Annotated in this window: 14 protein-coding genes, 1 tRNA gene and 3 pseudogenes; 10 read left to right on the top strand and 8 right to left on the bottom strand. The window is 64.9% G+C overall.

All coding sequences use genetic code 11. The features are described 5' to 3' along the window. Positions 1 to 50 precede the first annotated feature (50 nt). Both FW760_RS00975 and FW760_RS00970 read left to right on the top strand, forming a co-directional pair. Positions 51 to 293, top strand: a complete 243-nt coding sequence (locus tag FW760_RS00975) for a DUF4224 domain-containing protein (protein ID WP_088514779.1) — start codon at positions 51 to 53, stop codon at positions 291 to 293. Between the two features lies 1 nt (position 294). Further along, a complete protein-coding gene (locus FW760_RS00970) occupies positions 295 to 1,344 on the top strand; it encodes a tyrosine-type recombinase/integrase (protein WP_275731649.1) in 1,050 nt (349 codons plus the stop codon). A 99-nt stretch (positions 1,345 to 1,443) separates the two neighbouring features. Here FW760_RS00970 and FW760_RS00965 read toward each other — a convergent pair. Together FW760_RS00965 and FW760_RS00960 are read right to left on the bottom strand one after the other, a co-directional pair. After that, positions 1,444 to 1,517: transfer RNA gene (locus FW760_RS00965), tRNA-Cys, on the bottom strand. Positions 1,518 to 1,699: 182 nt separating this feature from the next. Continuing rightward, entirely contained in the window at positions 1,700 to 3,865 is a 2,166-nt protein-coding gene (locus tag FW760_RS00960; protein ID WP_116053604.1) for a methyl-accepting chemotaxis protein, read from the bottom strand. Positions 3,866 to 4,166: 301 nt separating this feature from the next. Here FW760_RS00960 and FW760_RS00955 point away from each other — a divergent pair. The 4 genes and pseudogenes from FW760_RS00955 to FW760_RS00940 form a co-directional block, all read left to right on the top strand. Then, positions 4,167 to 5,255 (top strand): annotated as a pseudogene (locus tag FW760_RS00955) (cache domain-containing sensor histidine kinase); the annotation flags it as partial. 30 nt (positions 5,256 to 5,285) lie between these two features. Then, positions 5,286 to 6,113, top strand: a complete 828-nt coding sequence (locus FW760_RS00950; RefSeq protein ID WP_370409200.1) for a methyl-accepting chemotaxis protein — start codon at positions 5,286 to 5,288, stop codon at positions 6,111 to 6,113. A gap of 208 nt (positions 6,114 to 6,321) precedes the next feature. After that, positions 6,322 to 8,412, top strand: a pseudogene (locus FW760_RS00945) (TonB-dependent receptor); the annotation flags it as partial. A 241-nt stretch (positions 8,413 to 8,653) separates the two neighbouring features. Further along, a complete protein-coding gene (locus FW760_RS00940) occupies positions 8,654 to 11,119 on the top strand; it encodes a sensor domain-containing protein (protein WP_058540378.1) in 2,466 nt (821 codons plus the stop codon). A gap of 41 nt (positions 11,120 to 11,160) precedes the next feature. Here FW760_RS00940 and pdxR read toward each other — a convergent pair whose 3' ends face one another. Further along, the gene (gene pdxR, locus FW760_RS00935) at positions 11,161 to 12,645 is read right to left on the bottom strand and encodes a MocR-like pyridoxine biosynthesis transcription factor PdxR (protein WP_054914280.1); all 1,485 of its coding nucleotides are present in this window, start codon (positions 12,643 to 12,645) and stop codon (positions 11,161 to 11,163) included. A 161-nt stretch (positions 12,646 to 12,806) separates the two neighbouring features. On the opposite strand from pdxR, the gene FW760_RS00930 reads away from it, so the two are divergent. Together FW760_RS00930 and FW760_RS00925 are read left to right on the top strand one after the other, a co-directional pair. Further along, on the top strand, positions 12,807 to 13,871 hold the full coding sequence (locus FW760_RS00930; protein ID WP_116053598.1) for a phosphotransferase: 1,065 nt from the start codon (positions 12,807 to 12,809) through the stop codon (positions 13,869 to 13,871). Next, entirely contained in the window at positions 13,872 to 15,191 is a 1,320-nt protein-coding gene (locus FW760_RS00925; RefSeq protein WP_116053596.1) for an aspartate aminotransferase family protein, read from the top strand. Between the two features lie 96 nt (positions 15,192 to 15,287). Here the strand turns inward: FW760_RS00925 and FW760_RS00920 are convergent, their stop codons facing one another. Then, positions 15,288 to 16,322, bottom strand: coding sequence for an ABC transporter substrate-binding protein (locus FW760_RS00920; protein WP_058540381.1), 1,035 nt, complete (start codon positions 16,320 to 16,322; stop codon positions 15,288 to 15,290). Positions 16,323 to 16,392: 70 nt separating this feature from the next. Beyond that, positions 16,393 to 17,166, bottom strand: a complete 774-nt coding sequence (locus tag FW760_RS00915) for a class II aldolase/adducin family protein (protein WP_043861694.1) — start codon at positions 17,164 to 17,166, stop codon at positions 16,393 to 16,395. A 171-nt stretch (positions 17,167 to 17,337) separates the two neighbouring features. Here FW760_RS00915 and FW760_RS00910 point away from each other — a divergent pair, with 171 nt between their 5' ends. Beyond that, positions 17,338 to 18,738 (top strand): aminotransferase-like domain-containing protein, encoded by a 1,401-nt coding sequence (locus tag FW760_RS00910; protein WP_043861693.1) that lies wholly within the window; start codon positions 17,338 to 17,340, stop codon positions 18,736 to 18,738. A 183-nt stretch (positions 18,739 to 18,921) separates the two neighbouring features. Then, positions 18,922 to 19,974, top strand: coding sequence for an NAD(P)-dependent alcohol dehydrogenase (locus FW760_RS00905; RefSeq protein WP_116053593.1), 1,053 nt, complete (start codon positions 18,922 to 18,924; stop codon positions 19,972 to 19,974). Positions 19,975 to 19,983: 9 nt separating this feature from the next. Here FW760_RS00905 and FW760_RS00900 read toward each other — a convergent pair whose 3' ends face one another. From FW760_RS00900 to FW760_RS00890, 3 genes and pseudogenes are all read right to left on the bottom strand, one after another. Beyond that, on the bottom strand, positions 19,984 to 20,811 hold the full coding sequence (locus FW760_RS00900; RefSeq protein WP_370409199.1) for a methyl-accepting chemotaxis protein: 828 nt from the start codon (positions 20,809 to 20,811) through the stop codon (positions 19,984 to 19,986). A 30-nt stretch (positions 20,812 to 20,841) separates the two neighbouring features. After that, positions 20,842 to 21,867 (bottom strand): annotated as a pseudogene (locus FW760_RS00895) (HAMP domain-containing protein); the annotation flags it as partial. A 222-nt stretch (positions 21,868 to 22,089) separates the two neighbouring features. Then, positions 22,090 to 23,505: an amino acid permease gene (locus FW760_RS00890; RefSeq protein WP_054914275.1), complete on the bottom strand. Its 1,416-nt coding sequence runs from the start codon at positions 23,503 to 23,505 to the stop codon at positions 22,090 to 22,092. Between the last annotated feature and the right edge of the window lie 243 nt (positions 23,506 to 23,748).

Below are 23,748 nucleotides of genomic sequence, written 5' to 3'. Positions count from 1 at the left end.
GCGCGGGCATGGAGAGCTATTGCCGCCAACATGCGGCTTGGAGCCTACCCATGGAAACCGAGATCCTTTCGGACGAAGAGCTGGCTGACCTGACTGGCTACAAGGCCAGGGGCTGGCAGCGTCGCTGGCTCACTGATCGCAACTGGCACTTCGTCGAGAGCCGCGGCGGTCGCCCCCTGGTGGGCCGCCAGTACGCGCGCATGAAGCTTGGCATCACGCTCGGCGTTCTGCCTGTTACACCCCCACCCCTGCCGACCGCGGCGTGGACACCTGACTTTTCCCGAGTGAAATGAAATGCGCCCCAGAAGTACCGAGAATCGCGACCTGCCGCCTGGTGTTTACCGGCGCAAGCGCACTAGGAAGAGCGGCAAGGAATGGGTCGGATATTACTACCGAGACCCCGTCGGCAAGGAGATTCCCCTCGGCACGGATCTGACCCAGGCCAAACTCAAATGGGCCGAGCTGGAGGCGAAAACCATACCGGCCGAACTCACGACCATGAAAGGGATCTTCGATCAGTACGAACGACATATCTTGCCTAAGAAAGCGCCCCGCACCCAGAAGGACAACATCTACGAACTGAAGCAACTGAGGATGGTGTTCGATTCGGCGCCTATCGATGCCATCACACCAGCCATGATCGCGCAGTACAGGGATAGCCGATCCGCGAAGACCAGGGCCAATCGTGAGATCGCGCTTCTGTCGCACGTATTCAACACGGCTCGCGAGTGGGGGCTGACGACGCAGCAGAATCCATGCCTGGGGGTGAGGAAAAACAAGGAGAAGCCCCGCGACTACTACGCTAACGAGGCAGTATGGCGAGCGGTGTATGAAGAGGCCCCGATGGAGCTGAAGGACGCGATGGACCTGGCATACCTGACCGGCCAGCGGCCAGCGGACGTGCTGTCCATGCGAAAGGACGACTTGGAAGGGGCCTACCTGCTGGTCAGCCAGGGCAAAACCGGTAAGCGACTGAGGATCATCTTGGAAGTTAATGGGGTGAACAACAGCCTGGGCACACTTCTGGATCGCATCAAGCTTAGGAATCGGGAGCATCTGTCGCCATTCTTCATCCTGAGCGCCAGCGGCAAACGGCTGTCTTGGGAGATGCTGCGCAACCGGTGGCAGGAGGCACGGGAGTCTGCCCGACTGAAAGCCATCAGCGAGAAGCAGCCTGAGCTCGCCAACCGAATCGCGCAGTTTCAGTTCCGCGACATCCGCCCCAAGGCGGCTTCGGAGATCACAGATCTGGGCGATGCCAGCTTGCTGCTTGGCCACTCGAAAGAAGGCATTACCGAGCGCGTTTACCGCAGGATCGGCGCCATCGCGAAGCCTTCTAAATAGAAAAGTTTCGGAACTCCACCCTCAAAGTTTCGGAACTCAGGCCTTTTCTTTCGCCCAAAGAAAAACCCCGCAGACGTTAATCTGCGGGGCTTTCAATAATGGAGGCCGAGGTCGGAATCGAACCGGCGTAGACGGATTTGCAATCCGGAGCATAACCACTTTGCTACTCGGCCTCAAATGACTGAACCCTCTGAAGCAGCTCAATCACGTACAAACTGTAGAGATTTGCATCTCATTGAAAACGTTGAGATTTTTATTTCTCGTCGCTTTCGATGGACGCCATTATGTCCGCATTCGGGAGGGCTTGCAACCCCCTGATTTAAAAAAGATTTGGGGTGGGTTTTCGCCAACGGGGTCATGCGGCGGCAGGCTCTCCTGCCCCGCGGCTGACTTCGAACACGCCCACCAGCTTCTGCAGCTTGTTCGCATTCAAGCGCACGGTCTCGGCACTGGTGTGCAACACCGTCACGGTCTGGCGCATTTCCAGTGACGCCTGATCGACCTCCTTGATGGTGCGCCCGTATTCGAGGCTGCGCTGGTTGAGCTGCTGGATGATGCCGAACATGTTCTCCACGGCCCGGTGCAATTGCACGTTCTCGGACGAGGCCTGCTCGGCCAGGCGCAGGCTGTCATCCACGTCCTGCACGCCGCTCTGCATGAAGCCCACGGCCTGCTGCGTCTCGCTGTGCAAACCGTCGACCATCGTACGGATATCGTCGGCCGCCCGTGCCGTGCGCGCCGCCAGGCTGCGCACCTCGTCGGCCACCACCGCAAAGCCGCGACCATGCTCGCCGGCACGCGCCGCCTCGATGGCGGCATTGAGCGCCAGCAGGTTGGTCTGGCTGGTGATGTCGCTGATCAGCCCGGTGATGTTGCCGATCTCGGCCATGCGGCTGTCCAGCAACCTGACACTGGACGATGAACGCTGTACCACATCGCGTATCGACTGGGTGCCCGCCTGCACGGTCAGGAACTGCTCCCGCGCCCGGCTGACCACCTCGTCCATGGCCTGCTTCATCTGCTCGGCGCCAGCCGAGGCCTGCTGGATCTCGCCCAGTTGCTCCTCCACGATCACCATCATGCGGTGCACGGCATCGGCCACTTCCTCGGAGGTGAGGCTGGCGGCCTGGCTGCGCCCCAGCATCATCTGGTTGGTGGTGCCCACGCTGTGGCTGGCCTTGATCACCTGCCCCACCACCGCGTCCAGGTGGTCGATGAAGCTGTTGATCCAGCGCCCCATGTCGCCGGTCTCGTCATTGGCCATGCGCGTGGTGTCCAGGCGCTGGCGCAGGTTGCCCTCGCCTTCGGCGATGGCCCTGATCACGCCGGTCATCTCGCTCAGGCGCGCGGCGAGGCGCCGCGGCCCCAGCACGCTGAACACCAGCGCGGCCAGCAGCAGGCTCACGCCCTCGCACGCATCGATCAGGCCCTGGTCGAGGCCGCTGTAGTGCTGCACCAGGTAGTTGCTGACGAACAGGCCGAGCATGGTCGCCAGGTACGGCTTCATCAGGCCGTAGCTCAGCGAGCGCCGCCGGTACACCTCCTCCAGGTCGGCTTCGCACATCATGCCCCAGCGGTCCGGCGAACCGGGCAACTGAAAGGTCACACCCTTGCCCACCACGGGAATGTGGCGGTAGTCCGAGTAGCCAGGGTAGCTCACGAACAGGTTGGCGCCGGTGCGGATGGTTTCGCGCACGCCGGGGTGCAATTGCCCGGTGGCCGGGTCGGTGAAGCGCAGCTCAAGCTCGGTGTGGCGCTGCACCTGCACGGTCTTCCACGGGGTGTGCACGCCGCTCTTGAGGTTCTCGCCGTGGCTGAAGGTGCCGTCCTCGAAGCGCGAGCGCGACAAGGCCACCCCCGGCTGCAGGCCGGGGTCGAAACGCGACTGCACCATGAACAGGTAGTTGTCCCCGGACTCGGCAAAGATATGCCCGGCCTCGCGCTGGATCAGGTCGCCCAGTACGTCGTTGGGCACCCGTGCGCACAGGCAGCCCACCACCTGGCGGTCGACCTTGATCGGCTGGTAGAACATCAGCGTCACTTCATCATGAAAGCTGGAGGTCGACGGGCCGATCGCCAGGGTCAGCGGGTCGCTGTAGGGCCCATGCAGAAACGGCGCCTTCAGCCCCTCGGCCAGCGGCCGTGGGTCGATGCGCGGGCGCGTGCCCTGGCCGCGCCAGGTCGAGGCAAGCACCTCGCCCGCCGCATCCACGACGAACAACTCGGAAAAGTCTTCGGCCTGGGCCAGCTTCTGCTGCAATACCTGCCCATCGAGGCTGCGGATGTCGTTGCCGGCACTGGCGGCCAGCTCCGCCAGGTGCTCCCACTGCTCCTGGGCCCAGCCCTGCAGCAACTTGACGCGGGTTTGCGCAATGGCTTCGAAGGTCTGCCCGATCACCGGGTACGCCGATCGGTTGAGGCGGCAGGCCCAGCCCATGGCCAGTTTGCCGGTCTTGCCAAACCATGGCAGCCAGCGCTTTTCTGCGGCGGACAGTTGCATGCAATTGTTCGATAGCGACATTTACATCTCCCGATACGACATTCCTTTGTCCATTCGGCAGGCAACTACCAGGCCAACGCAAAAAACCACCTTGAAAACCGACGCGCAAGCCAGCCAGATAGCACTCTGCCAGCCCCTTCCATGCCCCTGCGAACCCACCTTTTCTGCGCCCCGAAACGGCGCATGAACGCGCTTGTGTGCACCGCAGGAGTGCGCAGATGAAATGTCCTACAATCCTTGCCTTTGCTGCTCAAGCGGCCGCTCGCCACGCCGATAACCCGACCAGACGAAACAACAATTAAACGGCGTCAGCGGAGCGGATATGAACATCAAACAGAAACTCACGTGGGGCTTCGCGACCATCGCCTGCGTACCGATACTGGTCGTCGCTACGCTGGTGATACTCAACATCCGCCTGGAAGCGCGGGACAACTTCGTCGACGGCAGCGACCGCGAAATTCGACAGGTGGCCAATGCCATGCAGTTGTTCTTCGACGGCATCAGCCAGAACATCGAATTTCTCAGCAAGCTGCCCATGCTGCAGAACACCGACGCCAGCCTGAAGAAGTACATTTCGCCCGACGCCCCCACGCTGCCGATGGGGCCGCAGGACAAACCGGTGTTCGACTACTTTGCCCGCCTCGGCGCCAGCCACCCGGCCTATGGCTACATCTCCATCGGCACCACCGAGGGCGGCTACATCTCATGGCCCGAAGACCCCAGCCTGGCCAACTACGATCCGCGCCAGCGCCCCTGGTTCAAGATGGCCCAGGCCAACCCGGGCAAGACCCTGCGTACCGCCGCCTACTACTGGGCCAACGACGACGCGGTACTGGTCAGCACCGTGCGCAGCCTGCCCAACGCGCTGGGCGCCAACGGCGGCGTGGTGAGCGTGGATGTGTCGCTCAAGCAACTGACCGAGATCATCAAGCAGCTCAAGCTGGGTGAAACCGGCTACGTGATGCTGCTGGAGCAGAGCGGCAACATCCTGGTCGACCCCAAGCAGCCGGCGCACAACTTCAAACAGCTCGACAGCCTCGGCCAGGGCTATGCGCAACTGGCCAAGACTACCCAGGGGCTGGTGGAGATCGAGCTCGACGGTGAGCGCTACATGGCCAACGTGTGGCCTTCCGAGCAACTGGGCTGGCGCTTCATCGGCCTGGTCAAGCAGAGTGAAGTGATGGCCTCGGCCACCCGCCTCACCTGGCTGATCGTCGGCATTGCCGCCGCGCTTGGGCTGCTGTTCGCCTTCGTCGGTGCCAGCTTTGCCAAGGTCATCGTGCGCCCGATCAACGACGTGTCCCACGGCCTGGAAGGCATCGCCCAGGGCGAAGGCGACCTGACCCGCAACCTGCACGTGCGCGGCAACGACGAAACGGCCCAGCTCTCGGGCTGGTTCAACCAGTTCCTGGGCGCGATCCGCAGCCTGATCCAGCACATCATGCACGCCGCCGATGGCATCCTGACCAACTCCCACAGCGCCACCAGCGTGTCCAACGAAATGGCCGACGCCGCCAGTCGCCAGCGCGAGGCCGTGGACATGGTGTCGACCGCCTTCCATGAAATGGTCGCCACCGCCAACGAGGTCGCGCGTTCGTGCAGCCAGGCCGCCGAGTCGGCCGACAACGGCCAGCGCCAGGCTTCCGAGGGCCAGCAGCAGATCGACGCCGCCGTGGGCAGCGTCGACCAGCTCAGCCAGGAAATCGCCCAGTCGGCGCAATCCATGCAGCAGCTGGAGCGCGACAGCAACGCCATCCAGTCGATCCTCAGCACCATCCGCTCGATTGCCGAGCAGACCAACCTGCTGGCCCTGAACGCGGCCATCGAGGCGGCGCGGGCCGGCGAGCAGGGTCGCGGCTTTGCCGTGGTGGCCGACGAAGTGCGTGCGCTGGCCAAGCGCACGGCCGACTCCACCGCCGAGATCGACGGCATGCTCGCCAACCTTGCCCGCGGCACCAGCCAGGTCGCCGCACAGATGAACACCAGCCTGAGCCTGTCGCAGGACTCGGTCAGCCGCATCGGCGAGGCACGCACCCGCTTTGGCCAGATCCGCGAGTCGGTGGACATGATCCGCGACATGAACACCCAGATCGCCACCGCCGCCGAAGAGCAGCACCAGGTGGCCGAAAGCATCAACCAGCACATCAGCCAGATCCACGGCGATGCGCAGCGGGTGGCGCAACTGGCCAGTGAAGCCAAGAGCGATGCGTTCAACCTGACCCAACTGTCCAACGAAATGAACACGCTGGTACGGCGCTTCAAAACCTGAAAAAAAGGCGCTGCACGATTTATTTTGCAGCGCCTCTGTCACTTTTTGTTTCTCGTGCGGCAACAGGGTTACTGAGAACCATTCACATCAGGAACCTGACCCCATGTCCGTTGCCGCTCCTACGCCCCGCCCTCACCTGCTGGCGCTTGCGATTGCCTGCGCCGGTATCGCCACGCCGCTGCTGGCCGCCGATGAACAGGCTGCGCCCCAAGCCCGGCTGAACCTGCCGCAAACCGACGTCAACGCCACCCGCATCGCCGACGGCAGCGCCGAAGCCGGCTACCTCACCGACTCGCTGAAGAACGTCGGCGCCCTGGGCGGCATGGCCCTCAAGGACACGCCCTATTCGATCAGCGTGGTGTCCAGCGAGCTGATCCGCAACACCCAGGCCACCTCCACCGACGACATCTTCAAGCTCAGCCCCTTCACCCAGTTCACCTCGCCCTCGGGCGCCGGCTATGCCAGTTCGGTGGCGATCCGCGGTTTCAACGACCTGGGCAATCTCAACATCGCCAACGACGGCCTGCGTTTCAGCAATGGCTCCGACAGCGGCAACTTCGTCGAGGAGATGGAGCGCCTGGAGATTGTCACCGGCCTCAGCGGCTTCCTGTATGGCCCCGGCAGCCCGGGCGGGCTGGTCAACTACGTGCTCAAGCGCCCCACCTATGAGCGCTACAACAGCGTGACCCTGGGCAACGCCGGCGGCGAGAACGCCTATGTGCACGGCGACTTCGGCGGCCCGATCGACGATCAGGGCGTGCTGGCCTACCGCGTCAACGTGCTGGCCCAGGACGGCGAGACCGCCATCGACCTGCAGAACCGCCGTCGCAAGATGGTCAGCCTGGCGCTGGACTGGAACGTCAGCGACGACCTGCTGGTGCAGTTCGACGCCTCGTACAAGAAAAACCAGACCCACGGCCTGACCAGCTACTGGTACTTCGCCGACCAGCGCCTGCGCCCCGACGCCGATCAGTTGGACAACGACAAGCTCTACAGCCAGCGCTGGGCGTTCTCCGACAGCGAGCACGAGCGTGTCGGCAGCCGCTTCAACTGGCGCCTGAACGAGGTGTTCAGCCTGCGCGGTGCGGTGGCCCACGACCGCAACCGCACCCAGTACGCCTACACCGGCCCCACCGTGACCTCGCCCGGGGTCTACAGCCAACCGCTGTACGCCTTCGCCCCGGTCGAGCGCGAGGAAACCTCGGCCTACCTGTTCGCCGACGCGGCCTTCGACACCGCCAGCATCGGCCACAAGGTCACCTTCGGCTACCAGGGCAACGTGGCGCGGGTACGCGACTACACCGACTACATTCCCTTCCCGGGGCCGCAGTACCAGCCGGTGGGCGGCAACGGCTCGATCCCGCTGGATGAAACCCCGCAGTACGCCAAGCCCGACTACTCCATCGGCCACGGCGACCAGCGCCTGTCCTCGCGCACCCAGGCCGACAACCTGCTGCTGGGCGATGTGATCACCTTCAACGAACAATGGTCGACCATCCTCGGGGTCACCCGCACCCGCATCAAGACCTTCAGCGACAACTTCGTGTGGGCCGAATCGTTCGGCACCCCGAGCCAGATCGACAACTACAACCAGAGCAAGACCTCGCCCAACGTCTCGCTGATCTACAAGCCGCTGCCCTGGCTGACCACCTACGCCACCTACATCGAAGGCCTGCAGGCCGGCGGCATCGCGCCCAACACCGCACTCAACGCCGGCCAGGCCATGGCCCCGGCCATCAGCGAGCAGTACGAGGTGGGGGTCAAGGCCGAAGTGGGCGAAGCCCTGCTGACCCTGGCACTGTTCAACATCGACAAGCCCAATGGCTACACCAACCAGCAGCAGATCTACGTGCAGGACGGACGCCAGGAGAACAACGGCCTGGAGTTCGGCATCACCGGCAAGGTCACCCCGCAGCTGACCCTGGTCAGCGGCCTGACCCTGCTCGACCCCCAGGTGAAGAAGGCGGCCAACGCCAGCATCGAGGGCAACAAGCCGGTGGGCGTGGCCAGCCAGCTGGCCAAGGTGTACGCCGAATACGACCTGAACGGCGTGCCCGGATTCGCCGTGACCGGCGGCGCCTATTACACCGGCAAGCAGTACGTGGATGAGGCCAACCACTACAGCCTGCCGTCGTTCACCACCTTCGATGCCGGTGCGCGTTATCGCCTGCCGCTGGCGGAAAACGCCCTGACCCTGCGCGCCAACGTCAGCAACCTGACCAACAAGGCGTACTGGCTGAGCGACCACTTCCTGGGCGCGCCGCGTACCCTGACGTTCTCGGCACAGCTGGAGTTCTGAGCCCCTTCGCCGGCATTGCCGGCTCCTGCACGGGCGCACGCAGCCTGCAGGAGCCGGCGTTGCTGGCCAAATGCCCACCTCGCGCCGCGCAAATCCCTGAGCGCCGCCAAAATCAGTACCAAAGAACCATTGCCGTTCGCATCCGGCCCTGATATTGAGTGTGCCGCTTTGCGCACCCGCGCCTTTCGTTTCCTCTTGCCCACCCCGCTGGCTTCATCCCCACGCGATCCGAGATGCCGACATGATTGAAAACTCCGATGTAATGTATCGCCTGCTGGTACAGAGCGTGATCGATTACGCGATCTACATGCTGACCCCGGAGGGTGTGGTCAGCAACTGGAACGCCGGGGCGCAGCGGGCCAAGGGGTATACCGGCGAAGAGATCATCGGCGAGCATTTCTCGGTGTTCTACAGCGCCGAGGAGCGCGCCACGCAGTTGCCGCAGAAAAACCTGCAGACCGCCCGCGACCAGGGCCGCTTCGAGGCCGAGGGCTGGCGCCTGCGCAAGGACGGCAGTGCGTTCTGGGCGCACGTGGTGATCGACGCGGTGCATGACGACGACGGCCACCTGGTCGGCTTTGCCAAGGTTACCCGCGACTGCACCGAACAGCGCCGCGCCCTGCTCGAACAACGTGAACAGGAGCGCCACTTCCGCCTGCTGGTACAAGGCGTGAACGACTACGCCATCTACATGCTCGACCCGCTGGGCCATGTGATCAACTGGAACGCCGGCGCCGAGCGGGCCAAGGGCTACACCCACGACGAGATCGTCGGCCAGCATTTCTCGGTGTTCTACACCCCGGCGGACCGCGCCGCCGGCCTGCCCGCCCAGTGCCTGGACGCCGCACGCCAGACCGGCCGCTTCGAGGCCCAGGGCCTGCGCCAGCGCAAGGACGGCTCGCACTTCTGGACCAACGTGGTGATCGAAGCCATCCACGACGACGATGGCCAGCTGCTGGGGTTTGCCAAGATCACCCGCGACATCACCGAGCGCCGCCAGTACGAACTCGACCTGCTGGCAGCCAAGGAGCTGGCCGAGGCGCAGAGCGAGAAAATGGCCGCGCTGTCGCAGTTTCTCGACTCGGTGATCAGCAACATCCCGTCCAGCGTGATGGTGCTGGACGTGGCGTCACGCCAGATCCTGCTGGCCAACCCGCAGGCCGAGAAGCTGTTCTCCAGCCAGCAGTGCGCCCTGGTCGGCAGTACCCCGCAGCAGAGCCTGGTGCCGGTGATGGCTGGCTACCTCGAACACCTCACCGAGCATTGCCTGAACCACAACGGCCTGCACCTGACCGAAGACCACCTCGACACCCCGCTGGGCCGACGCACCCTGCGCTCACGCACCCTGCTCAGCCGCAACCCGCAGGTGGGTGCGGGCCACTATGTGCTTCAGATCGCCGACGACGTCACCGACGAGATCGCCGCGCACGCGCAGATTCACCACATGGCGCACCACGACGAACTCACCGGCCTGCCCAACCGCACGCTGTTCCACAACTGCCTGGAAGAGGCGCTGGCCGACGGGCAGGCGCGCCAGCACATGACTGCGGCGCTGTGTCTGGACCTGGACAATTTCAAGAACATCAACGATGCCCTGGGGCATGCCTTCGGCGACCGCCTGCTGCGTGCTTTGGGCCAGCGCCTGCGCAGCGTGCTGCGCGACCAGGACACCCTGGCGCGCCTGGGCGGTGACGAGTTCGCCGTGGTGCTGCCGCACCTGGCGCGCCTCGAGGATGCCCAGCGCACCGCCACGCGCCTGATCGAGGCAGTGGCGCCGGCGTTCCTGATCGACGGCCACAGTTTCTCGGTGGGCCTGAGCGTGGGTATCGCCATCGCGCCGGTCGACCACCATAAGGCCGACCAGTTGCTGCGCTACGCCGACATGGCGCTGTACGAGGCCAAGCGCAACGGGCGCAACCGCTACGAGCTGTTCCACCCCGAGCTCGACGAAGCCGCGCGGCGCCGTCGCATCATGGAAACCGACCTGCGCACCGCGCTGCACCTGGGCCAGCTGCACATGCACTACCAGCCGATCATCGGCAACGACGGGCAGATCACCGGCTACGAGGCGCTGATGCGCTGGCAGCACCCGGTCAAGGGGCAGGTCATGCCGATGGACTTCATCCCGATTGCCGAAGAGACCGGGCTGATCCACGAGGTGGGTACGCGGGCGCTGAACCTGGCCTGCCAGGAGGCCGCCAGCTGGGCCACCGAGCAATCGGTGGCGGTCAACCTGTCGCCGGTACAGTTCAAGAACAGCGACCTGGTGGAAGTGGTGCAGCTTGCGCTGACCGACGCCAGGCTCGACCCGTCGCGCCTGGAACTGGAGATCACCGAATCGGTGCTGCTGGAGAACAGCGACGGCAACCTGCGTACCCTGCAGGCGCTCAAGGACATGGGCGTGCGTATTGCCCTGGACGACTTCGGTACCGGCTACTCCTCGCTGGGCTACCTGCGTTCGTTCCCGTTCGACCGGATCAAGATCGACAAGTCGTTCGTGCACGACATGGGCGAAAGCCGCGAGGCGATGTCGATCATCCGCGCCATTACCGGCATGAGCAGCAGCCTGCTGATCAACACCACCGCCGAGGGGGTGGAGACCGAGGCGCAGTTCAAGCAGTTGCAGGCCGAGGGTTGCTCGCATTTTCAGGGGTATCTGTTCGGGCATCCGCAGCCGGCTGACAAGCGCCAGAAGGGAGGCCGGTAGATCAGCGAGCGCGCAGGCCGTTTCGCCGGCAAGGCCGGCTCCTACACGACAGGTGCGGGAGCCGGCCCTGCCGCCACCTGATCGTACAGCCGCCGCAGCCGCTGCACCGCCGCCTCGATCTCGCCCACCTTGACCCCGCCGTACCCCAGCACCAGAAGGTTGTCGTCATCGGCGTCGGGCTCCACGCTGTAGCCGCCGCGCAGCACCAGCCCATGTGCCGGGGCCTGCGCCAGCATCTTGCGCGCCGTGCCCGGTGCACCGATGCGTACCGCCAGGTGCAACCCCGCCTGCCCCGCCGAGTACCCGATCAGCGCCCCGAAGGCCTCGTCCAGGCACTGCTGCAGGCAACTGCGGCGCTGGGCGTACTCGGCGCGCATCTTGCGGATGTGCCGGGCAAAATGCCCTTCCTGGATGAAGTCGGCCATCGCCGCCTGAATCGACAGGTACCCTGGCCGGTACAGCTGGATCAGGCCCTTGCCGAAGGCCTCGGCCAGCCCCTCGGGCACCACCAGGTAACTCAGGCGCAGCCCCGGGAACATCACCTTGCTGAAGGTGCCCAGGTAGATCACCCGGTCTTCGCCACCGAGCCCCTGCAGCGACGGCATCGGCTCGATGTCGTACCGGAACTCGCTGTCGTAGTCATCCTCCACCACCCACAGGTTGTTGGCCTGGGCATACGCCAGCCAGTCACGCCGGCGCTGCAGCGACATGATGTTGCCGGTGGGGTACTGGTGCGACGGCGTGACGAACGCCAGCCGCGGCGCAGCAGCCGGCACTGCCGAGGGCAGGCAGGCGCCCTGCGCATCGATCGCCAGCGGCGCGCAGTGAAGGCCCGCCGCCGAAAACACCACCGGCGCACCCCAATGGCAGGGGCTCTCGACCCACACGGTGTCCCCCGGGTCGCCCAGCAGCTTGGCCACCAGGTCCAGCGACTGGTGGGTGCCCTGGGTCACGATCACCTGCGCCGGGCTGCAACGGACTGCGCGGGCCGCATACAGGTAGGCACTGAGCGCCTCGCACAGCGGGCGGTAGCCGCCCTGATCCACGTAGCCGGCCAGGTGCGCCTGGCGCTTGCTCAGGTAGCGGTTGTGCAGGCGCTTCCAGATATGAAACGGAAACAGGTCGGCGTCCGATACGCCGCCCACGAAGGCGCCCTCGGCCCGCGCCACTGCGCCGAAGCGCGCGTTGATCGCCTTGCCCCGGGCCGACAGCGGCGCCTGGTCGGGCGTATCGGGGGCCGGCACGCCGGTTTTCACCTGGGGCAAGGTGTCGGCCACGAAGGTGCCGCTGCCGGGCCGGGCGTACAGGTAGCCTTCATCGAGCAGACGGTCGTAGGCCAGCGACACGGTCAGGCGCGAGACCAGCAACTGCTCGGCCAGCGCCCGGGTGGAGGGCAACTTGTGGTTGACCGGCAGGCGCCGCTGCAGGATCGCCGCCTGGATCGCCTGGTACAACTGGCGCTGCAGGGTCACGCCGCCGTCGCGGTCCAGCGTGCCGACCAGCAGGTCGTGGAGAAGCGATGCCATCGGGTGCCTCACTGCAGGGGCGGGATCGGAACCGCGAGCATACAAGTGGCCTTAACAACTGATCAACTCTGGATATAACCGATATAGCCAAACAGGCCTATGTTCGAACCAGTGCTGGCCTGACACCCCAGCTTTCCCGGCAATCGACAGAGTGATGTTCAGTGACCCTTCACACACCCCCTGCCTTCGACGCATTGCTGGTCGCAGCTCCGCCCAAGGTTTCGGCCGAACAGGCGCAGGCCGTGGCAGCGCAGTACTTCGGCCTGCACGGCGCATGCCGCCTGCTCACCGGCGAGCGTGACCTCAACTTCCAGATCACCTGCGCCGACGGCGCCCAGTACCTGCTCAAGGTCTCCAACGCGGCCGAAGACCCGCAGGTGGCCGACTTCCAGAACCAGGCGCTGCTGCACATCCAGCACTGCGACCCGACCCTGGCGGTGCAGCGCATCTACCCCAACACCAGCGGCAGCTACCAGATCCCGCTGATGTTCGATGGCCAGCCGCTGCTGGTGCGGCTGTTCTCGTTCGTCGACGGGATCTGCCTGCACCGCGTCGAACACCCCGACGTGGCTCTGCGCAGCAGCCTGGGCGAGCACCTGGCCCGCCTGGGGCTGGCCCTGCGCGGCTTCTTCCACCCCGGCGCCGGGCACGAGCTGCTGTGGGACCTCAAGCACGCCTCGCGGCTGAGCGACAAGATCGGCCTGATCCAGGACCGTGAAGAGCGCCAGCTGGCCCAGCACTTTCTGGACAACTTCGAGCGCCACGCACAACCGCACCTCAAGGGCCTGCGCGCCCAGGTGATCCACAACGACCTGAACCCGCACAACGTGATCGTCGATGCCAGCCAGCCGCACCCGGTGCGCAACATCCTCGATTTCGGCGACATGGTGCATGCCCCGCTGGTCAACGACCTGGCCGTGGGCGCCGCCTATCAACTGGGCAGCCAGGGCGACCCGCTGGAACACGCTGCACCGTTCATCCGCGCCTACCACCGCATCGCGCCGCTGGAGCCGCTGGAACAGGAACTGCTGGTGGACCTGATCGCCACCCGCCTGGTGCTGACCGTGACCATCACCAACTGGCGCGCTGCGCTGTACCCGGAAAACCGCACCTACATCCTGCGCAACGCGCCGTCTGCCTGGCGTGGCCTGAAGGCCCTGGCTGACGTGCCGCGCGAGGTCGCGCAGCAACAGATTCGTCGTATCTGCTCCGAGGAGACGCTGTAAATGACCATGATCAATGGCTTCACCGCCGAAGATGCCGCACGCCTTAGCGAAACCGAACGTGCCCTGATCGAGCGCCGTGCGCGCGTGCTGGGCCCGGCCTACCGCCTGTTCTACGAACACCCGCTGCACCTGGTCAAGGGTGAAGGCGTGTGGCTGTACGACGCCGACGGCAAGCGTTACCTGGATGCCTACAACAACGTGGCCTCCATCGGCCACTGCCACCCCAAGGTGGTCGAGGCGCTGTACGAGCAGGCCAAGGTGCTCAACACCCACACCCGCTACCTGCATGAAGGCATCCTCGACTATGCCGAGAAACTGCTGGCCACCTTCCCGCCCGAGCTGGACCAGGTGATGTTCACCTGCACCGGCAGCGAGGCCAACGACCTGGCCCTGCGCATCGCCCGTCAGTACACCGGCGGTACCGGCCTGATCGTGACACAGCTGGCCTACCACGGCGTGACCGACCAGATCGCCGCCGCCTCGCCTTCGCTGGGTGCGGGCGTGCCGGTGGGTGACTTCGTGCGTACCGTGCGGGCTCCCGACGCCTACCGCCTGGGCGCCGAGAACGTGGCACAGATCTTCGCCGACGACGTGCGCGCCGCCATCGCCGACCTGCGCCGCTGCGGGATCAAGCCGGCAGCACTGCTGCTCGACGGCATCTTCGCCAGCGATGGCGTGCTGTCCGACCCGGCCGGCTTCCTGCAACAGGCGGTGGCCGTGGCCCGCGAAGAGGGCCTGCTGTACATCGCCGACGAGGTGCAATCGGGCTTTGGCCGTACCGGCTCGCACATGTGGGGCTACCAGCGCCATCGCGTGCAGCCCGACATCGTCACCATGGGCAAACCCATGGGCAACGGCCAGCCGATTGCCGGGGCGGTGTTCCGCGGCGAGGTGCTCGATGCGTTCGGTCGCACCGCCCGCTACTTCAACACCTTCGGCGGCAACCCGGTGTCATGTGCAGCAGCCAACGCGGTGCTCGACGTGATCCAGGGCGAAGGCCTGATGGCCAACTGCGCGGCGGTGGGCGAATATTTCAAGGCGGGTCTGCAAGGGCTTGCCGAGCGCTACCCGCTGATTGGCGACGTGCGCGGGGCCGGGCTGTTCGTGGGGGTCGAGCTGGTGACCGATCGTGCCAGCAAGGCGCCGGCCACCGAGGCAACGGCACGGGTGGTGAACGGCATGCGTGAACGTGGCGTGCTGATCAGTTCGGCGGGGCCGGCGGCCAACATCCTCAAGATCAGGCCGCAGTTGATCTTCCAGCGCGAGCATGCCGATCTGTTCGTGCAGACGCTGGAGGCGGTGCTGAAGTCGCTGAACTGACAGCGAGAGGCATTGACGGTTGTGGCCCTTTCGCCAGCAAGGCTGGCTCCTACAACGATTGGTGCAGGAGCCAGCCTTGCTGGCGAAGGGGTTCACTCACTTGGTCTTGGCAACCCAGGCATTGAAGCGCTGCTCGAGGTCTTCGCCGTTGTTGACCCAGAACTCGCTGTCCATCGGGATGGCCTGTGCCAGGTTGTCCGGCGCGGTGTTCAACTGCGCCGCCAGTGCAGGGTCAAGCAGCCCGGCGGTATGCAGGTTGGTCGACCCATAGCCCAGCTTGGTGGTGTGGATCTTCTGGTTTTCCGGGCGCAGCGAAAACGCGATGAAGTCCTCGGCCAGGGCCTTGTTCTTGCTGCCCTTGGGGATCGCCCACGAGTCGATGGCGTAGATGCTGCCATTCCATACCGTGTGCACATTGGCGCCGGCCGCCTGTGCGGCGAACACCCGGCCGTTGAACGCGGTGCTCATCACCACGTCGCCGCTGGCCAGGAACTGCATCGGCTGCGCACCGGCCTCCCACCACTGGATGTCGGGCTTGATCTGGTCCAGCTTGCGGAATGCACGCTCCACCCCTTCCGGCGTCGACAACACCTTGTACACGTCGGCATACGGCACGCCATCGGCCATCAGTGCCGCTTCCAGGGTGTACTTGGCGCCCTTGCGCAGGCTGCGCTTGCCCGGAAACTTCTTGGTGTCCCAGAAATCGCTCCAGCCGGTAGGCGCCTGCTTGAGCTTGTCGCCGTTGTAGGCCAGCGCCATCGACCATACCAGCAGGCCGCCGCCGCAGTCCGACAGGGTGCCGGGCACGAAATCCGCTTCCTTGCCGATACGGTTGAGGTCCAGGTGTTCGAACAGGCCCTCCTCGCAGCCACGGATCAGTTCGGCGCTCTCGACCTGCACCACGTCCCAGTTCACGCTGTTGGTGTCGACCATGACCTTGATCCGGCCCATTTCGCCGTTGTATTCACCCGCTACCACCTTGCTGTGGCTGGCGGCGGCAAAGGGGGCGTAGAAGGCCTCGGTCTGTACATCCTTGCTGGCACCGCCAAACGAAATCACGGTGATTTCGGCAGCAAGGGCGTTGGCGGCAAAAGCACTGAGCAACACGGCGGCAATGGTGGTTTTTTTCATGTCTACCTCTGTAATTTATTGGTTTTGGCAGAGTTGATACACGCTGGGCGTCCTTTCGGGTGGTCGCACTTCAGCTTCGGTAATCCACCTGATCACCACTGATCAGGCGCAAGGCGGCGGTCCAGGCCAACAGGTGGAGTTGCTGATCGAATTCGGCGTCGGACTGCTGCGCGGTCAGTTCGCAGACCGCTTCGTCCGGCAGGCGCAGCGGCGGGTTGCCCGCCAGTGCCTGTACCTGCGCCTGGCAGGCGCGCTCCAGGAAGTAGATCTGGTTGAAGGCTTCGGCAATGCAGCGCCCGGCGGCCAGCAGGCCATGGTTGCGCAGGATCATCGCCATGTGCGGGCCCAGGTCCCTGACCAGGCGCTCGCCTTCGGCCGGGTTCAGCGCAATGCCCTCGTAGTCGTGGTAACCCAGGCGGCGATAGAACTTCAGCGCATGCTGGGTGATCGGCAACAGCCCCTGCTCCTGGGCCGACACGGCCATGCCGGCAGCGGTATGGGTGTGTACCACACAGGCCAGGTCCGGACGTGCGGCGTGGATCGCCGAATGGATGTTGAAGCCGGCACGGTTGACGCTGCCGGCGTCATAGCCAGGGTCGATGGTGTTGCCGTGGTGGTCGATCTTGATCAGGTCCGAGGCGCGCATTTCGTGAAACAGCACGCCGTAGCGGTTGATCAGGAAATGCCCCGGCTCGCCGGGGACACGGGCCGAGATGTGCGTGTCGATCAGATCGGTCATGCGAAAGTGGGCCAGCAGCCGGTACAGCGCTGCCAGGTCGCAACGGGTCTGCCACTCTTCGGGCGAAACCTGCTGCGCGTCGATCCGCGGGGTGTTGGGGTGCATCGCGCCTCCTTGTTCATGGTATGTTTCGGGCACTTGGCCCGCCGGCATGCAGGGATGTTGCAGCAGCCCCCGGCGGCCCACCATGCACAGAACGCGCTGGTTGTGCCGGCCCTGTTATGGTGTTTTCACCAGTACACCCACCGCCACACCCTCGCCTGACGGATGTTTTCTATGATGTTGTTGGATGCCAGCTCGTCGCAGTCGCTGGTCAACCAGATCGTTGCGGGCATCACCCTCGCGATCAACGAACAGCGCTTGCGCCCGGGCACCAAGCTGCCCTCCATCCGCAAGTTCGCGCAAACCCACAAGGTCAGCCATTTCACCGCCGTCGAGGCTTATGACCGGCTGGTGGCCCTGGGTTACCTGACGGCGGTGCGCAATGCCGGCTTCTATGTACGCAGCGCCCCCGACACCCCCGCCCCGCCGCCGATGCCCAGTGCCAGCGACGATGCCTTCGACTTCGACGCCTACCTGCTGCTGCAGAAGGTGTTCCAGCCACTGGGCATGGACCTGCGCCCGGGCATCGGCCTGCTGCCCGAGCCCTGGAGCGACGATGACGGGGTGCAACGCAGCCTGCGCGCCCTGAGCCGTCGCGACCCGAGCGAGTTCACCGGCTACGGCCATGCCAAGGGGTGCGCCAACCTGCGCGCCCGGCTGGTGGAGAAACTGCTCGATACCCGGGTCAACGCCCACCCCGAGCAGATTCTGCTGACCAGCGGCGCCAGCCATGCGCTGGACCTGCTGGTGCGCTACCTGGTGCACCGCGGCGACAGCGTGCTGGTGGACGAACCGGGCTACCACAACCTGTTCCTCAACCTGCGCCTGCAGGGGGCCCGCCTGCTGGGGGTGCCACGCACCCGCGACGGCATCGACCTGGACGTGCTCGAGGCGCAGATCCGCGAACACCGGCCCAAGGTGTTCTTCACCAACACGCGCCTGCAATGCCCCACCGGCACCAGCCTGACACTGGCGGTGGCCCACCGTCTGCTGCAACTGGCGGAAAAGTACGACTTCCTGATCGTGGAAAACGACATCTACGCCGACCTCGACCCGTCCGACCAGCAGGCGCTGGCAGGCATGGACCAGCTGGCGCGGGTGATCTACGTGGCCAGCTTCTCCAAGAGCATCGCGCCGTCGCTGCGGGTGGGGTTCGTTGCCGCGCACCGCGACCTGATCGACGAACTGGTGCCACTGAAGATGGCCAGCGGCCTGACCACCTCGGCAATTGCCGAGGAACTGGCACTGGAGGTGCTGCTGCAGGGGCGCCACCGCAAACACGTCAAGCAGTTGCAGGCCAACCTGGCCCTGGCCCATGAACAGGTGGCGCGCAAGCTCGAGGCGGTGGGCATGGAGATCTTCGTCAAGCCCCATGCGGGGTTGTTCCTGTGGGCCCGTCACCCCCAGGTCGAAGACGCCACGGCACTGGCCATGGACGCGCGCGAACACAAGATTCTGCTCGCGCCCGGGCAACTGTTCATGCCCGATGCGCGGGTGGTGCCGTGGCTGCGCTTCAATGTGGCGCACGCGCAGGATGAGCGGATCTACCGGCTGTTGGAGCAGGCCGCGCACTGACCGGATTCGACTCGCCTCTTCGCCAGTAGGCGCCGGCCTTGCCGGCGAAGAGGCCCGCCCGGGCGACACCCCCGCAGGTCCGGAGAATCAGGCATGACACGCAGAGGAATGCCGGTGGGCACGCCCGGTGCCCGCGCGGACAATGCGCCGCCTCTACTGTCATTGCTTTTGCGAGGTTCCCCCATGTACACCGCCATCGGCTACGCCGCCCAGTCGGCCACCACACCCCTCGCCCCCATGACCTTCCAGCGCCGCAGCCCACGCCCCGACGACGTGGCCATCGAGATTCTCTACTGCGGCGTGTGCCACTCCGATATCCACCAGGCCCGCAACGAATGGGGCATCGCCGTGTACCCGCTGATGCCCGGCCACGAAATCGTGGGCAAGGTCACTGCCGTGGGCGCCAGCGTCAACCGCTATCAGGTGGGTGACCTGGTGGGTGTGGGCTGCATGGTCGACTCCTGCCGCCACTGCCAGGCCTGCGCCGCCAACCTGGAGCAGTACTGCCTCGAAGGCCCGACCATGACCTATGCCACCCCCGACCGGGTCGACGGCAGCAACACCATGGGCGGCTATTCCAGCAGTATCGTGGTCGACCAGCATTTCGTGGTGCGCATTCCGGCCGGCATGGACCTGGCCAGCGCCGCGCCGATCCTCTGCGCCGGCATCACCACCTATTCGCCGCTCAAGCACCACGGGGTCAAGGCCGGGCACAAGGTCGGCATCCTCGGCATGGGCGGCCTGGGTCACATGGGCATCAAGCTGGCCAAGGCCATGGGCGCCGAAGTCACCCTGTTCACCCGTTCGGCCAGCAAGGCCGAGGAAGCCCGCCGCCAGGGCGCCGACCATGTGGTGGTGTCCACCGATGCCGCGCAGATGGCCGCCGTGGCCGGGCACTTCGACTTTCTGCTCGACACCATCCCGGTGCAGCACGACCTCAACCCCTACCTGGAAACCCTGAAGTTCGACGGCGTGCACATCCTGGTGGGCCTGATCGAACCGGTGGAGCCGCCCCTGCACGCCGCCAACCTGGTGCTCAAGCGCCGCGTACTGGCCGGCTCGCTGATCGGCGGCATCGCCGAAACCCAGGAGGTGCTGGACTTCTGCGCCGAGCACGGCATTTGCTGCGACATCGAGATGCTCGACATCCAGCACATCAACGAGGCCTACAGCCGCATGATCGCCGGCGACGTGAAGTACCGCTTCGTGATCGACATGGCCTCGCTCAAGGCCTGAGCCCCCGCCTCACAGGTTGAAACGCCCCAGCAGGTGGTGCTGTTGCCCCACCTGCTCCACCATCACCGCACACTGGCGCACCTGCACCTGGGTGCCTGCGGCCACTTCATGACTGATGTCGCGAATGGTCGTGGTGTTGCGGTTGATCTCTTCGCTGGTGGCGCTCTGCTGCTCGGCCGCGGTGGCGATCTGGGTGTTCATGTCGTTGATGCGGGTGATCGCCTGGCGAATGCGCACGAGCCTGTCGTTGGCCGCGCCCGCCTCCTCGGCGGTCTTGCCGGCGCTGTCGCGGTTGTGCTGCATGCGCGACTCGGCGTGGCGCACCCCGGCCTGCAGCTGGTCGATCATCTGGCGGATCTCCTGGGTCGACTGCTGGGTGCGCGAGGCCAGCGTGCGCACCTCGTCGGCCACCACCGCGAAACCTCGCCCCGTCTCGCCGGCACGCGCAGCCTCGATGGCGGCATTGAGCGCCAGCAGGTTGGTCTGCTCGGCAATGCTGGTAATCACCGCCAGGATCGACTCGATGTTGTCGCTGAGGCGCGACAGGTCATTGATTGCATGGCCGGTGTCGTCCATTTCGCTGGCCAGTTGCCGGATCGCCGCCGTCGAGCGTCGCACCACGTCCTCGCCGCCGTGTGCTTCCTCGTCGGCAATCACTGCGGCCTGCGCCGCTGCCTGGGCGTTGCGCGCGACGTCTTCGGCGGTGGAGGCCATCTCCTGCATGGCCGTGGCCAGTTGGTCCAGCTCCTGCAACTGGCGCTGCAGGCGTTCATCGGTCCGGGTGGCTTCGGCCGACGTCAGGTGGGTGCTCTCGCGCACCTGGTTGGAGGTGCTCATCACCTGATGGATCAGGTTCTGCAGGTTGCCCAGAAAGCCGTTGAACTCGCGCGACACCAGCGCCACCTCGTCATTGCCGCCGTCGGGCAGGCGCCGCGTCAAGTCGCCGTCGCCCTGGTTGACCTCATGGAACGAGCGGTGCAGCAGCTCCAGCGGCTTGAGCAGGCGCCCGAGCAGCAGGCCCAGCACCACGAGGCTCACCAGCACGCCGAGCAGCGTGGCCAGCACTGCACGCCAGGTCAGGCTGTCGGCCTCGGCCATCACGATGCGCTGGTCGAGCACCACGCCGATCAGCCAGTCCATGCCCTCCAGGTAGGTCAGCGGAGTGAAGGACACCAGTGAATCGTGATCGCCGGTTCTAACCGTCTGCAGCTGGCTGTCCAGCGCCGGGTGCTGGCCATCGAACAGGCTGCTGTAGGGCTTGCCGTTGTACTGGCTGTCGGGGTGGGAAATGATCGTGCCGTTGCGGCTGAGCAGAAAGGCATGGCCGGCGCCGTTGAAGTCCAGGGTATTGATGGCATCGGCCACGCTCTTGAGGCGGATATCGCCGCCCAGCACGCCGGCGAAGGTAGCGCCATCGTAGAGGCGCGTGACCGCCGAAATCAGCGTTTCGCCAGTGGCCGAGTCGATGTAGGGCTCGGTGAGCACCGCCTTGTCGGCGCCCTTGGCGACGGCATACCAGGGCCGTGTGCGCCCGTCCCAGCTCGCATCGGGGCGCCAGCTGGGCGTGTTGGTGAGGGGTTTGCCGTCGCGTTGCAAGGCGCCGAATATCAGGATGAACTCGTCCTTGAGCATCGGGCTGTCGATGATGCGCTGGGTGTTTTCAGGGCTGTAACGGCTGTCGATGACCTGCGCCACCAGGCCCATGAGCTTGAGCTTGGCGTTCAGCCAGTTCTCTATCTGCCGGGCCAGGGCACCGCTGGACTCGGCGATGCCGGCAGACACTTGCTTGTGCAGGGCGTCGCGCACCTGGCTGACCTGCGCGACCGACAGCAATCCGGTGGTAATGAACAGCAATGTGGCGGCCGCCAGGCCAGCCTTGTGAACGATCTTCATGCCTGCACTCCGTGCCGAATCGAGCAAACGGGCATGCTAGGCAGGCGTACTGGCACACTGCAATCAACGTTGCGATGATTGCCCGGTGCCGTAATGGGGATTGTTTACCGGCATCACGGCCACTGCTTGTAGGACGAACCCGGCGCACGGCATCCGCGCCGCGGGCAGGCAAAAAAAAACCAGGGCCGTTTGCGGCCCTGGTCTTTTTCGTCATGGTGCCTGTCAGCCCTTGAGCTGCCTGGCCGCACGCACGTGCATGAACACGCCCATCAGTGCCACGATGGCCGCGGCCGCACCGGTGGAGAACACCAGTACCTGGTAGTCCGGCACAAAGGCCATGGTCACCAGGCACCCGATGATGAACACGATCACCAGGTAGGTCAGCCACGGGAACAGCCACATCTTCAGGCGGATTTCCTTGCCCTCGGCTTCCAGCTTGCGACGCATCTTCAGTTGCGAGAACGCGATCACCAGGTACACCAGCAAGGCGATCATGCCGGTGGTGTTCATCAGCACGTCCAGCACGTCTTTCGGGCGCAGGGTGTCGCTGAAGTTGATCAGGGCGACGAACACCGCCACCGAGCACGAACCGATGATGGCGAACACCGGCACACCGGTACCGGCGCGGGTGATCTTGAAGAACGACGGTGCATCACCGCGGGTCGACAGCGAGAACAGCATGCGCGAGGCGGTGTAGTGCGCCGAGATCAGGCAGCTGCTCACCGAGGTCAGCACCACGAAGTTCATCACGAACTCAGCGCCCGGAATGCCCAGCAGTTCCAGGGTACGACGGTACGAACCGTAGCCCGACTGGCCCATCAGCGGGTCGTTCCACGGCACCAGGGCCACGATCAGGAAGATCGAACCCACATAGAACAGGCACACACGCCACACCACCGAGTTGGTGGCCTTGACGATCTGCTCGGACGGGTTCTTCGACTCGGCGGCCGCGATGGTCACGATTTCGGCGCCCAGGAAGGCGAACATCACCCCCAGCATGGCCACCACCACTGCCTCTACCCCATTGGGCATGAAGCCCTGGGCCGTGAGGTTGGTGATGCCGTGGACCTCACCGGTGGGCCACAGGTTGGCCACGGCCAGCCCGCACACCACAAGGAAGCATATGATCGCCACCACCTTTATCAGCGCGAACCAGAATTCGAACTCCCCGTAGTGCTTGACGTTGAAGAAGTTGACGCTGATCAGCACCAGGGTAGTGGCCAGCACGAACACGTTGACGCTGATGGAGGGGAACCAGCCGTGCAGGATCTTGCCCGCCACATAGGCTTCCCAGGCCATCAGGATGACCCAGAACCACCAGTACAACCAGCCGATGGTGAAGCCTGCCCAGCGCCCGATGGCGCGCTCGGCGTAGGTGGAGAACGAGCCGGTGTCTGGCGAGGAGGTGGCCATTTCACCCAGCATGCGCATGATCAGCACCACCAGGATGCCGCCGGCCAGGTACGCCAGGATGGCGGCCGGCCCGGCGCTGTGGATCACACTCCCCGAGCCCACGAACAGCGCACCGCCGATCACCCCGGCGATGGACATCATGGTCAGGTGGCGCGATTTGAGCGAAGCGCTAAGCTTGCTCTCGGGCTCCACCTTGGAGGATGTGGAAGTCGATGTAGCGTCCATCAGTTGTCTACCCCTTGTTTTTCTTTTTCCAGCGAACACGCAAGACCGGCGAATGCCGGGCTTCATTGCTCGTCAGTGTCTGATTGTGTACGGGATGGATCGCAAACCCGGCGGGCATCCATGGCCTTGAAGGTCGGCAATCGTGCTGTGCACGCCCGGGGGCTTGCCCCTGGCGGTAGTGATCGGGCCTCTCAACATGCTTTAGCTGGCGAATACAGACCCCTAATGTAAAAATGTACGACA

Source organism: Pseudomonas sp. 1176_21 (genome assembly GCF_052850635.1).
This window is presented reverse-complemented; position numbering and strand designations above follow the sequence as displayed.